At 60.5% G+C, this 12845-nt stretch carries 10 protein-coding genes; 1 reads left to right on the top strand and 9 read right to left on the bottom strand.

Annotated features, from left to right (window positions below; all coding sequences use genetic code 11):
* Positions 1–139: 139 nt before the first annotated feature.
* Positions 140–958 carry a Cof-type HAD-IIB family hydrolase gene (locus tag BJP61_RS12315; RefSeq protein ID WP_038863113.1) on the top strand — a complete coding sequence of 273 codons (819 nt, stop codon included), beginning with the start codon at positions 140–142 and terminating at the stop codon, positions 956–958.
* 27 nt (positions 959–985) lie between these two features.
* On the opposite strand, the gene BJP61_RS12310 is transcribed toward BJP61_RS12315, so the two are convergent.
* From BJP61_RS12310 to BJP61_RS12270, 9 genes are all read right to left on the bottom strand, one after another.
* Positions 986–2080 (bottom strand): alkylhydroperoxidase domain protein, encoded by a 1095-nt coding sequence (locus BJP61_RS12310; protein WP_171998460.1) that lies wholly within the window; start codon positions 2078–2080, stop codon positions 986–988.
* Entirely contained in the window at positions 2077–3126 is a 1050-nt protein-coding gene (locus tag BJP61_RS12305) for a putative FMN-dependent luciferase-like monooxygenase (protein WP_171998459.1), read from the bottom strand. The genes BJP61_RS12310 and BJP61_RS12305 overlap by 4 nt, the downstream gene beginning before the upstream one ends.
* Positions 3123–4733 (bottom strand): ABC transporter ATP-binding protein, encoded by a 1611-nt coding sequence (locus BJP61_RS12300; RefSeq protein WP_171999319.1) that lies wholly within the window; start codon positions 4731–4733, stop codon positions 3123–3125. Before BJP61_RS12300 ends, BJP61_RS12305 begins: the two co-directional genes overlap by 4 nt.
* On the bottom strand, positions 4733–5581 hold the full coding sequence (locus tag BJP61_RS12295; protein ID WP_161578978.1) for an ABC transporter permease: 849 nt from the start codon (positions 5579–5581) through the stop codon (positions 4733–4735). Before BJP61_RS12295 ends, BJP61_RS12300 begins: the two co-directional genes overlap by 1 nt.
* Positions 5581–6525, bottom strand: a complete 945-nt coding sequence (locus tag BJP61_RS12290; protein ID WP_171998458.1) for an ABC transporter permease — start codon at positions 6523–6525, stop codon at positions 5581–5583. The genes BJP61_RS12295 and BJP61_RS12290 overlap by 1 nt, the downstream gene beginning before the upstream one ends.
* Positions 6525–8141, bottom strand: a complete 1617-nt coding sequence (locus BJP61_RS12285) for a TIGR04028 family ABC transporter substrate-binding protein (protein WP_171998457.1) — start codon at positions 8139–8141, stop codon at positions 6525–6527. The genes BJP61_RS12290 and BJP61_RS12285 overlap by 1 nt, the downstream gene beginning before the upstream one ends.
* 146 nt (positions 8142–8287) lie before the next feature.
* The gene (locus BJP61_RS12280; protein WP_161578981.1) at positions 8288–9475 is read right to left on the bottom strand and encodes a carbohydrate porin; all 1188 of its coding nucleotides are present in this window, start codon (positions 9473–9475) and stop codon (positions 8288–8290) included.
* Between the two features lie 114 nt (positions 9476–9589).
* Complete coding sequence (locus tag BJP61_RS12275) at positions 9590–11110, bottom strand: alpha-N-arabinofuranosidase (RefSeq protein ID WP_171998456.1); 1521 nt, start codon at positions 11108–11110, stop codon at positions 9590–9592.
* A 12-nt stretch (positions 11111–11122) separates the two neighbouring features.
* Positions 11123–12526, bottom strand: a complete 1404-nt coding sequence (locus tag BJP61_RS12270) for an MFS transporter (protein WP_075192072.1) — start codon at positions 12524–12526, stop codon at positions 11123–11125.
* Between the last annotated feature and the right edge of the window lie 319 nt (positions 12527–12845).

Raw genomic sequence — 12845 nt, 5'->3', positions numbered from 1 at the left:
CAGTTTCCGCTATAGTCAACTTGCAACGCGCTGTCGCGTTAGCTTTCATATGAAAATGATTCCACCTTTACTCATATGGAAAGCTGATAAAACAGTGATAGCATGAGCCGCTGATGTGATAACGATTAAATGAGGCAGTATGAAAATTCAGCTCATCGCAGTAGATATGGACGGCACCTTTCTTAACGATAACAAACAGTACGACAAAGAGAGGTTTACAACGCAATATGCGGCGCTGAAGCAGCAGGGCATTAAGTTTGTGGTGGCGAGCGGCAACCAGTATTACCAGCTCATCTCGTTCTTTCCGGAGATCAAAGATGAGATTGCCTTTGTCGCAGAAAACGGCGCGTTGGTTTACGACCACGGCGAGCGCATTCATCACGGCGAGCTGACGCGCGAGCAGTATCATCAGGTGATAACGACGCTCTCGGCGCAGGGCGATTTCAACTATGTGGTCTGCGGGCTGGAAAGCGCCTACTACCAGGCGGGCGCGCCGGAAGCGTTTATCAGCCTGATGTCGAAGCATTATCACCGGCTCAAGCCGGTTGACTCGCTCTTCGCTATCGACGACATCATTTTCAAATTCTCGCTCAACCTGCCGGATGACCAGATCCCGGCGCTGATTGAGAATCTCCACAACGAGCTGGAAGGCGTCGTGAAGCCGGTCACCAGCGGCTACGGCTTTGTCGATCTGATAATCCCCGGCTCGCACAAAGCCAGCGGCCTTGAGCGACTGATGGCGCGCTGGCACATTGAGCCGGACGCCTGCGTGGCGGTAGGCGACAGCGCCAACGATCTCGAAATGCTGCGCCTTGCGAAATATTCCTTCGCGATGGACAACGCGGCGGCAGAGGTCAAAGAGACGGCGCGTTTTGCGACCGGCTCCAACAACCAGAGCGGCGCGCTACAGGTTATTGACGCCGTGCTGAATAATCACAGCCCGTTTAACGCGCAATAACCGGGCGCCCGCGCGCCCGGCGGCAGGTCAGGCCGGAATAAAAGGCTCGCCGAGCGTCAGCATCAGCCGGTTGGCCCAGGCGAAAAACGCCGTGGCCTGCACCAGATCCAGCAGTTCCAGTTCGGTCAGCCCCCGCTCACGAAGCGCGGCCACGTGTGCCGCGCCTGCCGTGGCGGGGGTGGCCGACAGCGCGGCGCTGAAATCGATAATCACCTGCCAGCGCGCCGACTGCCCGACGCTCAGGCTCTCGCCGGGCGCGACCTCCAGCAGCCGCTGCACCGCGTCGTTATCTTTTGAGAGCTGGCTTGCCTTGCGGGCATGCACCGAGGCGCAGTAAATGCAGCCATTCACTTTGCTCGCCACCGTCGCCGCCAGCTCCCGCTCCGCCCGCGCCAGCCCGCCTGGCGTGTAGAAAATCCCTTTGTCCGTCAGCGTCCGGGCTTCCAGCACGGGCAGGTTACGTGCCAGCAGGCGAAAATACCCGGAATCCTGATGCCCGAAACGGCGCAGCGTCTCCTGCTCGTCCGGGCTGAAGGCGGCGAGCGCTTTCGGTTCAAGCCACGGCTCCCAGCCCAGTTCATCCTGCGTGAAGGCGGTCGGGGCAGGCTGTCCACTGTGCGTTGTGGGCGTGGTATGCCAGCGGCCCGCGGGCGGTAGGGCCGTTTCGCCCGCCACGCGTCCGCCGTTAATCAACCGGTAGCCGCGCAGCAGTCGGCTCTCAAAACTGACAAACGCCACCACCTGCGCGAGCGTCACGATGGCTTCTTCGCTGAACCCGGCTTCGGTCAGCGCCGCGATTTCCTGCGCGGTTGCCTGCACCGGATGAAAGGTGAGGATCTCCGCATGGCCGAGCGCGGCAGAGAGGCGCGCTGGCGGTGCCAGTCCGTCTTTCAGCGCCGCCGAATAGTGCGCATACAGCGCCTCATCCTCATGCCAGCGCGCTACCTCGCGGGCGAGATGCAGGCGCTCCGCGCGGGTAAGATCGCTTGCGCCGTTAAACAGCGCCTCGCGGCTGCGGGCAATATTTAACGTGGCGGCATCGCGGGCGGCGCGCGCCAGCGCCAGCGCAGAGCCGGGGGCGATATCCGCCAGGGTATCGAGAAGATCGGGCGAGCGGGTCATAAGGTTTCCTTGATCGGGTTAAGGGTGGAGGCATCAACGCCCGGCGCGGCCGGTTTCCAGCCCAGCGCGGGTGCCACCTGCTGCGCCAGCAGCGAGATGGAGCGCAAGATAAACGGGTGCGGCGGATCGATGGAGTGCACCTGGAACGACAGATCGGTGGCGCGTGCGAGCGCCGTATCGCGCGACAGCGTGGCGAGCGTTTCCTGCGGCGTGCCGAGATGCACATCGAACGCGGCGATATAATCCTCCAGCGTTTCGCCCGCGAGCCGATGGCCCTGGGCGCGGAACTGCGCTGCCTGAGCCGCCAGCCCGGTTTGCGCGAAGCGGCGGGCGTCGTCGCTGCTATCGGTCACAAACGCGGTGCGCGAGGCCATAATGCGCGGCGTGACGCCGGCGGGCAGCGCATCGAGATAAGCATCGATAATCGGGTTTTGCAGCGCGTCCAGCGGCATATCCGGCTCGCCCGGCGGGCGTGGCTGGGTGCGTGACAGCATCAGCCCGTCACCGGCGCGTCCGGCGCGCGCGCCGCCGTCAACCGAGAACGTCGCCTGCCAGAGCCGCAGGCGCAACCCGCGCGCCGCCGGGTAGAGATGATTATCGGTGCCCGCCAGCGGCTCATCATTCAGCGCCGCACGCAGCAGCGCCAGATGACGTCCATAGGCTTCGCCGCGTTCCTCGCTTCGCAGCCCGAACGGCGGAAATGAGGAGGGCGTGCCGCCGGAGCCAAGCCCCAGCTCCACGCGCCCGTCACTCAGCACATCCAGCACGGCGGCGTCTTCCGCCACGCGCAGCGGCGATTCCATCGGCAGCGTAATGATCCCCGTACCGAGCCGGATGCGCCGGGTTTGCGCCGCCACGTGCGCTAAAAACAGCAGCGGCGAGGGCAGCCCGCCTTCCGCTTCATGAAAGTGATGCTGCGCCACCCAGGCGGTGTCGAAACCGCTGCGCTCGGCATGGAGGATTTGCTCGCTCGCCAGCCGGTAGCGCTCGGCCGCGCTGACGCGGTCCAGCAGGCGGGTGAAAAAACCTAAGCGTTTTGTTGTCATGCGACATCCTTATTAAACGGGCGGGGCGCCGGAATGGCGTTAAGCAACTGGCGCGTGTAGTCGTTTTGCGGCGCGCGGAAGACCGTGGCGACATCGCCGTGCTCCACAATCTTTCCGGCGCGCAGCACCGAGACCTGATGCGCGAAGCGGCGCACGGTCGCCAGATCGTGGGAGATAAACAGGTAGGTGAGGCCAAGCTCATCCTGCAAGGTTTCAAGCAGCGTCAGGATCTGCGCCTGTACGGTGACATCGAGCGCTGACGTCGCCTCATCAAGAATGACGATTTGCGGGCCGGGGATGAGCGCGCGGGCAATCGCCACGCGCTGACGCTGACCGCCGGAGAGCTGGTGCGGCTTATGCGCCAGCAGCTCAGGAGTCAGCGCCACGCGTGCGGCCATGTCATAGACCTTCTCGCGCCGCGCCGCGCGGGAGAGGCGTGTAAAGTTGCGAAGCGGCTCCTCAATAATGGAAAACAGACTCTGGCGCGGGTCGAGCGACGAAAACGGGTTCTGCCAGACCATCTGGATGGTCTGGCGCAGCTGGCGTCGCGCGGCGCGGTCGGTGGCGTTAACGTCGACGCCGTCAATCGTCACCGTGCCGCTGGCGGGCGTCTGAAAGCCGAGCAAAATGCGCGCCAGCGTGGTTTTTCCGCTGCCGGATTCGCCCACCAGCGCATGGGTCAGGCCGCGTTCCAGCGTCAGGTTTACCGCATCCAGCGCGGTCAGCGTATGGCTGCCGCTCAGCGTGCAGCGCTGCGTCAGCGCGCGGATCTCCGCAGCCGGTGGGCCGTTTGGCGCCTGGCGCGTCCGAAAGCCGTCGGCAAACGCCGGGGCGTCGGCAAACAGCTGCCGGGTATAGGCCGCACGCGGTGCATGGGTGATTTGCGCCGCACTCCCCAGCTCCTGAATCTCGCCGTGACGAAACACCAGCAGCCGGTCGGCGCGCGAGGCGGCGAGCGCCAGATCGTGCGTGATAAACAGCACGGCGGTGCCGGCGTCACGGCGCAATTCATCCAGCAGATCGAGAATGCGCGCCTGCACCGTGACGTCCAGTGCGCTGGTGGGCTCATCGGCGATGATAAGCGCGGGCTTCAGCGCCAGCGCAATGGCTATCAATACCCGCTGCTTCATCCCGCCGGAGAGCTGGTGCGGGTACTGTTTCGCCCGCAGCGCCGGTTCGCTCAGGCCGACGCGCGCAAGCAGCGCCACCACCTCTGCGTCACGTGCGCGTCGGCTAAGCGCCGTGTGAAGCGCTAACACCTCCGCGACCTGATCGCCGATGGTTTTCACCGGGTTCAGCGAACTGCCGGGGTCCTGCGGCACCAGGCTGATAACGTTGCCGCGCAGCGCGTTCATCCGCCGCTCGTTCGCCCGCGTTATCGTTTCGCCGTTCAGGTAAATATCGCCGCCCAGCCACACGCCGTTTTCGCCGGCAAGCCCGATAATCGTCTGCGCGAGCGTGGTCTTGCCGGAGCCGGATTCGCCGACAATCGCCAGCACTTCGCCGGGAGCGACGGAAAAAGAGACGTTATGAACCACGCGGCGCACGTCGCGCCCGTGACGCCAGCCGAGGCTAAGATTGCGCACATTCAGTACAGGTTCGCTCATCATGCTCTCCGGGTGTAGTGATGGCTAAGGGTATTGGCGGCCAGCACCACGGCGATCGCCGCAAGGCCGGGAAAGGTGGTGAGCCACCAGGCGGTTGAGAGATAGTTGCGCCCTTCGGCAATAAGCAGCCCCCATTCCGGCGTGGGCGGCGGTGTGCCGTAGCCGAGAAAGCTCAGCGTGGAGAGCGCAAGAATGGCGTTGCCAAACTGGAGCGCCGCAAAGGCCAGCACCGAAGTCAGCGAATTAGGCAGAATATGACGCCACAGCGTGCTGAAGAACGTGCCGCCGCAGGCGAAGGCCGCCTCGACATAATCGGTATGCCGCACGCGGACGACTTCGGCGCGGGCGAGGCGTGCAAAGTTCGCCACCGAGGTGACGCCCACCGCCAGCGCGGCGTTGACCGTACCGAAACCCAGCAGAATAATGACGCACAGCGCCAGCAGCAGGCCAGGGATGGCGAGCAACACATCCACCAGCCGCATCAGCCACTGTTCGGCGCGCCCGCCTGCGGCACCGGCGATGACGCCATAGAGCGTGCCTGCGCCAAGCCCCAGCGCGACGGCCACCAGCGCGCCGCTCAGCGTATGCGATGCGCCCCAGACCAGCCGGGCGTAAAGATCGCGCCCAAGCTGATCGGTGCCGAGCCAGTGTTCGGCTCCCGGCGGCAGTCGCTGCGCGCCCGGCGTGCCGGTGAGCGGATCAAACGCGGTAAAAAGGGACGGAAAGAGCGCCCACAGCGCGGCCAGCAAAAGCGTCAGCCAGGCGAGCGTCAGCCCTGGCGGCAGAGAAAGGGGGCGCAGAAAGCGCGTGCGGCGCGCCCGGACGTGCGAGAGGTCAAGTATGGTCATCAGGCGGCCCTCCGCGATAGCGACAGCCGGGGATCGAGCAGCGGATAGAGCAGATCCACCAGCAGATTGATGAGAACAAACCCAAGCGCCGCCACCAGCACAATCGCCTGTAACACCGCCAGATCCTGATTGTTCACCGCGTCGCGGGTCAGTTGCCCAAGCCCGTTTAAGCCAAACACGGTTTCAGTCACCAGCGCGCCGGCGATGAGTTCACCCAGCAGCAGGCCCGCGACGGTCAGCACCGGCAGCATGGCGTTGCGCGCCACGTGACGCCACAGCACGCCGCGGTGGCTGGCGCCTTTGGCGCGCGCGACGGTGACAAACGGCTGGTGCATGACGACGTCAATATTGCGAATCAACAGTTGCGCCAGCGGGGCGCTGATGGGCACCGCAAGCGTCATCACCGGCAGTATCAGCCCCTCCCAGAAGCCCGGATTAATCACCGGGATCAGCCGCCACTGGAAAGAAAAAAGCTGAATAAGCGTGATCCCAAGCCAGAACGTTGGCACCGCGACAAACAGCGACGGCAGCGCGGCGAACGCCCGGCGCAGCACGCGCCCGTAGCTCAGCGTTGAGAGCGCGGCGAGCAGGACGGCGATAACCAGCGCCAGCGTAAACCCGAGCGCGGCGAGGCGCAGCGTGGCGGGGAGGCTTGCGGCGAGCAGGGCGCTCACCGGTACGCCCGCCTGGAGCGAAAAGCCGAAATCGCTGCGCAGCGCGCCACTGAGGCTTTCAAGATATTGCCGCCACAGCGGCGCGTCGGCCCCGTAGGCGGTACGCATCTGCGCTATCTGCTGCGCGTTCAGACCAAGCTCCGGGTTCTGAAATTTAATGGCGATCGCATCGCCCGGCAGCAGTTGCAGCAGCGCAAACGAGACCGTAAAGCTTGCCCACAGTACCAGCAGCGCCTGGCCAACCCGCGCGCCGAGATAACGCCCGTCCATCAGTGTTTCTCCAGCCAGACGCCGTAAAAGCTCGGACGGCCTACCGCTTCAAACGTGAGGTTTTTCACCCACGGCGCGGCGGCGTAGACCTGCGGCTCTTCAAAGACAGGAATGATATAGGCGTTATCTATGAGATACGCCTGCGCTTCCCCCGCTGCGGCGAGGCGTTTTTGCGGGTCGACCTCCGAGGCGATGGTGGTGAGCAGCGCATTAAGCTTGTCGTCGATAAAATCGGTTTTCTGGCTCAGACCGCCTTTTTGCAGCAGCGCGTCGCGGTTCAACGGGTGAAACTGGCTTTTGATGACGTCCGGATCGGCGCGGCCCACTTCCACCACGTTAACCGGCGTTTTGGCCGGGTCGAGGCTGTCCTGCGCTTTGGTGCCCGCGTCGCCCGCCCGAACGTTGAGCTGCACGCCCACCTGTTTCCACTGCTGCGCCACCAGTTGCAGCACCTCTTTATTCTGCGGCTGCGGCAGCGATTCATAGACCGTCAGGCTCAGCGGCTGTCCCGCTTTGGCCCGGATGCCGTTCGCGCCTTTTTGCCAGCCCGCTTCGTCCAGCAGACGGTTAGCCAGCGCCGGATCAAAGGTCAGTCTGGCGCTTAGATCGCGGTAGCCGGGCGCGCTTTTCGCCACCACAGAAGTGGCGACCGGATAGTGGGGAGAAAAGAGCGTGTCGACAATCTGGCGGGCGTTGGTCGCATGGAGCAGCGCCTGGCGCACTTTCACATCGGCCACCAGCGGGTTGGCGGGGCGAAAGGCGAGGCTGTCATTGACGCCGCGGGTCGGCGCGGCATACACCGGGAACTGCTGGTCGGCCGCCTGTTTTTCATCATATGCCTGCACCTGGCGAATGGCGTCCGCCTGGCCTGCCAGCAGCGCGCCGATGCGCACGCTGTCTTCGGGCGTCACCACTATCTTAATGCCGTCGAGATTCGCCGGGCCTTGCTGCGCGCTGTTCTGCGGCCCCCACTGGTAATCCTTGCGCTTGGTAAGATTCACCTCCCGCCCCAGCGTCTCGCTCTGCACCACAAACGGGCCGGAGCCGATGATATGGCGCGCGTCGCCAAGCTCATCAAGATTGCGCGCGAGCGTACTGAGCGACACCAGCCCGGAGCCAATCGCCGAGGTGCCCTGTAAAAAGCCGGGCGAAGGCTTGCTGAAGTAAAACTTCACGGTGAGCGGATCGATGACTTCGCTGCGCTGGTAGTTGTTAATCACTTCAGAAACCGGCAGGCGCTGCGCCTTGTTGCCAAGCCCGTAAGTATCGAAGTTTTTCGCCACCGCGCTCGCGTCAAGCGGCGTGCCGTCAGAGAACGTCACGCCGGGGCGGATTTTAAAGGTGTATTCGGTTTTATCCGCGTTGCTGCTCCAGGACTGCGCTATCCACGGCTCTATCTCCAGCGTTTTCGGGTTCTGCCAGGTGAGCTTATCGGTTATCTGGTTCAGGATGCCGCCGTTGGGGTAAAAACCACCTGCGGGCGGGTAGAGCGTGGTGTGCGCCTGCTGCTCCAGATAAATCAGCGTGCCGCCTTTCACCGGCGAGGCGCTGGCTGTGGCTATCAGGCCAAACGCGAGGCCGAGCGCCACGCCGCGCGCGGTAATGGAAAAATGCATGGTGAATATCCCTTATCGTCCGTTGTTATTAACTGTCTTTCGACGTTATAAAAACGCAGGGCGTCGGGGATGAGAACCAACAAAAATCGCTATCTAAATGCGGAAAATATATTTGGCCCCTCCGCTGGCGCGAAGGGGCGAGGGCGTCAGAAGAAGTATTTAAAGCGGACGCGGGCGCCGTAGCGGTCTTTATCGCCTTCGTTATCGTACTCACTGTCTTTCAGCGACAGTTGCGACCAGTAAGCGCCGAGATAGATATTGAAGTTGTCCATATCCATCACGTTGGTGAAGCCATAAGAGAGATGCACAGTGTGAATGTCATATTTGCCCGGGTATTTTAGCTGGCCGTCCTCTTCGCCGACGCTCGACACATTGAACTCATCAATATTGTTATGGGCGTAGATATATCCGAGCTCCAGATGACGCCACAGGACGTTGGCCCCGGCGCTGAAGTCGGTTTCATCGGTGGCGTCCATATAGGCCGTGTTGAGGTTAATCACGGTGCCGTCGTCCGGGTCGTTTTTCAGGCTGTTCCAGGTAAAGGTGGCGCCGTAGCCGGTGCGGTCTGACTGATCCTGAAACCGTCCCTGGGCGTCGTTATAGCCATAGGCGTTACTCACCACGTTGGTTTCCATCGCCACCGCCGCAGAGACGTGATCGTCGCGCCAGGCGATGACCGGGCGCATATAGATGACGTTCTTTTTGTTCTCCAGCGCGTTGCCGTGATAGGCATCGTCGGCAAACAGCGTGGTGCCGTCTTTCACCATGTTGTTCAGCTCGAAATACCAGTTGCCATATTCGCCGCTCAGTTGCACCGCGCCGCCGTTGCTGCTGCGCCCCCGGCCCTCTTTCATCATGTAGACATAGCCAAAGCCGTCGCCGTAGATGTCGTTGGCGGTGTTGCCGGAGTACTGAATAAAGGTGTCCTGATTGAGCGGGAACATATCGTAGGCTTCAAAACGGCCCACTTTGATTTTCCATGCCTGCGGCTGGCCGAAGTAAAACGCCGCGTCATCAAGGTTGGTATGCCCGGAAAGATCCGCCAGCGGCTGCACCGTGAACCCGGCGAAATTACCGTTTTTCTCACGATAGCCGTCAACGCCCAGCAGAATGCGACCGTTGACGTCCCATTTCTCGTTATCGCCCGGCTTCCAGTCTTTATCGTCGGAAGTGCGCAGCGACGTGAGCTGACCGGTGCGGCTTGCCGCATCGACGTTAAATTCCACGTCGCCGTAGAATTTCAGGTCGCCCTGCGGCGTATTCACTTTTAATTCCGCCATCGCGCAGGGGGCGAGCAGGCTAAACACGCAGGGCAGTACCATCATCTTTTTCATGGGGGACTCTCTTATTGTTGTCAGTTTTCAGGCATACGGCGGCCCTGCCGCCGTCCGAAAACGGCGGTGGGGCCTTGTCAGAGGTAGTGGGCGCGCGAGCGCCGGGCGTTCTCCTTACGCGCGGGCGACCGACAGCGTGATGCGGTTCCAGGTCAACGGTGAGAGCGTTATCTGGTTGTCGCGCAGGCGGCTGTGCGGATAATCGATAATTTCCGGATGCACGCGATTCGGATCGTCAAAGGTGTTTTTGGCGTAGAGATCGTCGCTACGCAGCACTTTATGTTCCGTCAGGCGGCAGTCACTGAAGGCGGGCAGATTGATATCCAGTTCATAGGGGGTGGTGAAGTCGCAGTTGACGGCAAAAATATAAATTTCGCCGCGCGCTTCGTTATAGACCACAGACGACTGGACGCTGCGCGCGTCGCCATATTTGCTTTTGAACGTCGGCACCGGCAACTGGTGGCGCAGCACCACGCCGTCGCTGACGCTCGCCACCATTTCGAACGGCCAGAAGAGCGTCTGGCAGAGCGCGCCTTTACCCGGCTCGGTGAAAATCGGGGCGATCACATTCACCAGCTGCGCGAGGCTTGCCATTTTCACCCGGTCGGCATGGTTCAGCAGCGAGCAGAGCAGGCCGCCCATCACCAGCGCGTCGAGGAAGGAGTAGCGGTCTTCCAGCAGCGGCGGGGCGATGCGAAAGCGGTTCGCCGGATCTTTCATCGGCGCATCCCACGGGTCGCCGCGCAGATACCAGACGTTCCACTCGTCGAACGAAATCATCATCTCTTTGTTGCTGCGCCGCACGGCTTTGGCGTAGTTGGCGGTGCTGACGATAGTCTCGATGAAATTATCCATATTGACGAACGAGGCGAGAAAATCAGTCTCGCTGCCTTCGTTCTCGTAATACTGGTGGCAGGAGATGAAATCGACGTAATCGTAAAGCTCTTCGAGCACGATGCGATCCCACTCAGGGAAAGTGGTCATGGCGGAGCTTGAGCTGCCGCACGCCACCAGTTGCGCCTGCGGGTCGATACAGCGGAGGATCTTGGCGGTTTCGCGCGCCTTATGAGCATATTCGCGGGCGTTCATCTGCCCGGTCTGCCACGGCCCGTCCATTTCGTTGCCAAGACACCACAGGCGGAAGTTATACGGCTCGCGGCGGCCATGCTGAATACGCAGATCGCTGAGCGTTGTGCCGCCAGGGTGGTTACAGTACTCGGCGAAATAGCCCGCCTCCTGCGGCGTGCCGGTGCCAAGATTGACCGCGATCATCGGCTCGACGCCGGTTTTCTCGCACCAGCGGGCGAACTCGTCGATACCGAACTGGTTGGTCTCTTTGCTTATCCAGGCGTAATCCAGGCGCACCGGGCGGTCCTCTTTCGGGCCGATACTGTCGCGCCAGTTAAAGCCGGAGACATAGTTGCCGCCCGGATAACGCACCGTGGTGACGTGCAGCGCTTTTACCAGCTCGATGACGTCCTGGCGAAACCCGTCTTCATCCGCCTGCGGATGCTCCGGCTCATAGACGCCGGTATAGACCGCGCGGCCCAGATGTTCGATAAACGAGCCAAACAGCCGCGGGTCGATGGCGGAAATCACGTTCTGCGGGTCAAGCGTGAACGATAACGTGGTCATAACGTCTCCTTATTAACGAAGGGCGGAATCGCTGGCATATTTCCCGACGCTCAGATCGTCCTGAATTTTCTGCATCGTCTTTTTGTCCAGCTTGTAGAACAGGAATATGGTGGAGGTCAGCACGCCGCCGATGGCCGGAATAAAGGTAATCAGCATCATAATGGCCTGCTGGGTCGCGGGGGCCTGGACGGCGGCTTCCGGCACATAATGGGTGGCGGAGAGCACCAGCGCGGTGATGGCGCCGCCAATGGCGAGACTCACTTTTAACGCGAACAGGTTGCCGGAGGCGTAAATACCCGACATGCGTTTTTTCAGTTTCCACTCGCCATAATCGTCAGCATCGGCAATAAATGACCAGAATACCGGTACGGTGATGGCTCCAATCCAGGCGCGCAGCGTATTAAGAATAAAGATCAGCATCACATTTTGCGGGTCGACAAAATAAATAACGATCGAAATCCCTGCCGTAATAAAGCCTACAGCGATATACAGTTTCACTTTGCAAATATAACGGGTGACGAAACTGGTCGCGAGATTGCCGAGTACGCAGGCCACCACGCCAATACTGATAAACAGCGTGGTCATGGTGTTATCGAGATGCATTAAATATTTGGTGAAATAGATAGTGGCGCCGCCGCAGACAAAAGCAGGAATACAGCCGATAAACATCCCGGCGACGACCATTAACCACTGGTCATTTTTAAAGGCGGAACGGAAATTGCGGACGATATTTTCCTGCTTTTCACGCTGCGGCATTATGCGCTCGCGGGTATTAAAAAAGCAGAGTAAAAACAGGCACAGGCCAATGACCGAGAACATGGCGTTAGTAATAAAAAAGCCTTTTTGCTGGTTGCCGCCGCCGAGGTAATCGACCAGCGGCAGCAGGGTCAGCGAGCAGAGCAGTACGGCGCTGTTGGCCATCGTAAAGCGGTAGGACTGGCAGGCCACGCGGTCTACGGGGTTGGCGGTAATCACGCTGCCGAGCGAGCAGTAAGGAATATTCACCGTACTGTAGAGGACCGAGAGCAATAAATAAGTGACGAAGGCGTAGATTTCTTTCGCGCTGCCGGTTAAATCCGGCGTATAAAACGCGAAAATACAGATAGCGCAAAACGGGCCGCAACCATAGAGGATCCACGGACGAAAACGCCCGTGGCGGGTCGGGTAACGGTCGGCAAGCGCGCCGATAACCGGGTCGATAAAGGCATCCAGCAAACGCACCACTAAAAACATGGTGGCGATAAGCGCTGCGTTTAATCCAAATATATCGGTATAGAACCAGGTTAAAAACATGGTTACCGGCCCCCAGCTCATATTGCAGGCCGCATCACCAAATCCGAAACCTAATTTTTCCCGGACCGTCAGGCGGTCCTGGGCAGGCGTCACTTTATCCAGCACTGCTGATTGCTGCACCATGATAAACCTCGTTGAATGAATAACCTGAAAGCCAGGGTGAGCATAAGGTAGCGGAGGAATTCCCGGTGCGATGTGGCGGGGTTTTTATATTTTATAAGTGCCGCATCTCATCCATATAAACGACAAAAAAATACATACCGCTATTTTGAATGAAAAACGGCGAGGCATGGAAACTATTCCGGAAGGTGATTATATTTTCGCAAAATAGTCTCATATATTGCGGTGGGGATATTTATTTACCGCTTTGCTTACAGGCTTAATAACAGTGTGGTTATAGTGGTAAGCGCCCCAACATATATTTCAAAGGCTCTAAGATTAT

This window comes from Cronobacter sp. JZ38 (assembly GCF_008932145.1).
Lineage (GTDB): Bacteria > Pseudomonadota > Gammaproteobacteria > Enterobacterales > Enterobacteriaceae > Cronobacter > Cronobacter muytjensii.
This window is presented reverse-complemented; position numbering and strand designations above follow the sequence as displayed.

Coding starts and splice junctions, on each gene's coding strand:
- BJP61_RS12315 (WP_038863113.1), top strand. CDS start 140: ATGAAAATTCAGCTCATCGCAGTAGATATGGACGGCACCTTTCTTAAC.
- BJP61_RS12310 (WP_171998460.1), bottom strand. CDS start 2,080: ATGACCCGCTCGCCCGATCTTCTCGATACCCTGGCGGATATCGCCCCC.
- BJP61_RS12305 (WP_171998459.1), bottom strand. CDS start 3,126: ATGACAACAAAACGCTTAGGTTTTTTCACCCGCCTGCTGGACCGCGTC.
- BJP61_RS12300 (WP_171999319.1), bottom strand. CDS start 4,733: ATGAGCGAACCTGTACTGAATGTGCGCAATCTTAGCCTCGGCTGGCGT.
- BJP61_RS12295 (WP_161578978.1), bottom strand. CDS start 5,581: ATGACCATACTTGACCTCTCGCACGTCCGGGCGCGCCGCACGCGCTTT.
- BJP61_RS12290 (WP_171998458.1), bottom strand. CDS start 6,525: ATGGACGGGCGTTATCTCGGCGCGCGGGTTGGCCAGGCGCTGCTGGTA.
- BJP61_RS12285 (WP_171998457.1), bottom strand. CDS start 8,141: ATGCATTTTTCCATTACCGCGCGCGGCGTGGCGCTCGGCCTCGCGTTT.
- BJP61_RS12280 (WP_161578981.1), bottom strand. CDS start 9,475: ATGAAAAAGATGATGGTACTGCCCTGCGTGTTTAGCCTGCTCGCCCCC.
- BJP61_RS12275 (WP_171998456.1), bottom strand. CDS start 11,110: ATGACCACGTTATCGTTCACGCTTGACCCGCAGAACGTGATTTCCGCC.
- BJP61_RS12270 (WP_075192072.1), bottom strand. CDS start 12,526: ATGGTGCAGCAATCAGCAGTGCTGGATAAAGTGACGCCTGCCCAGGAC.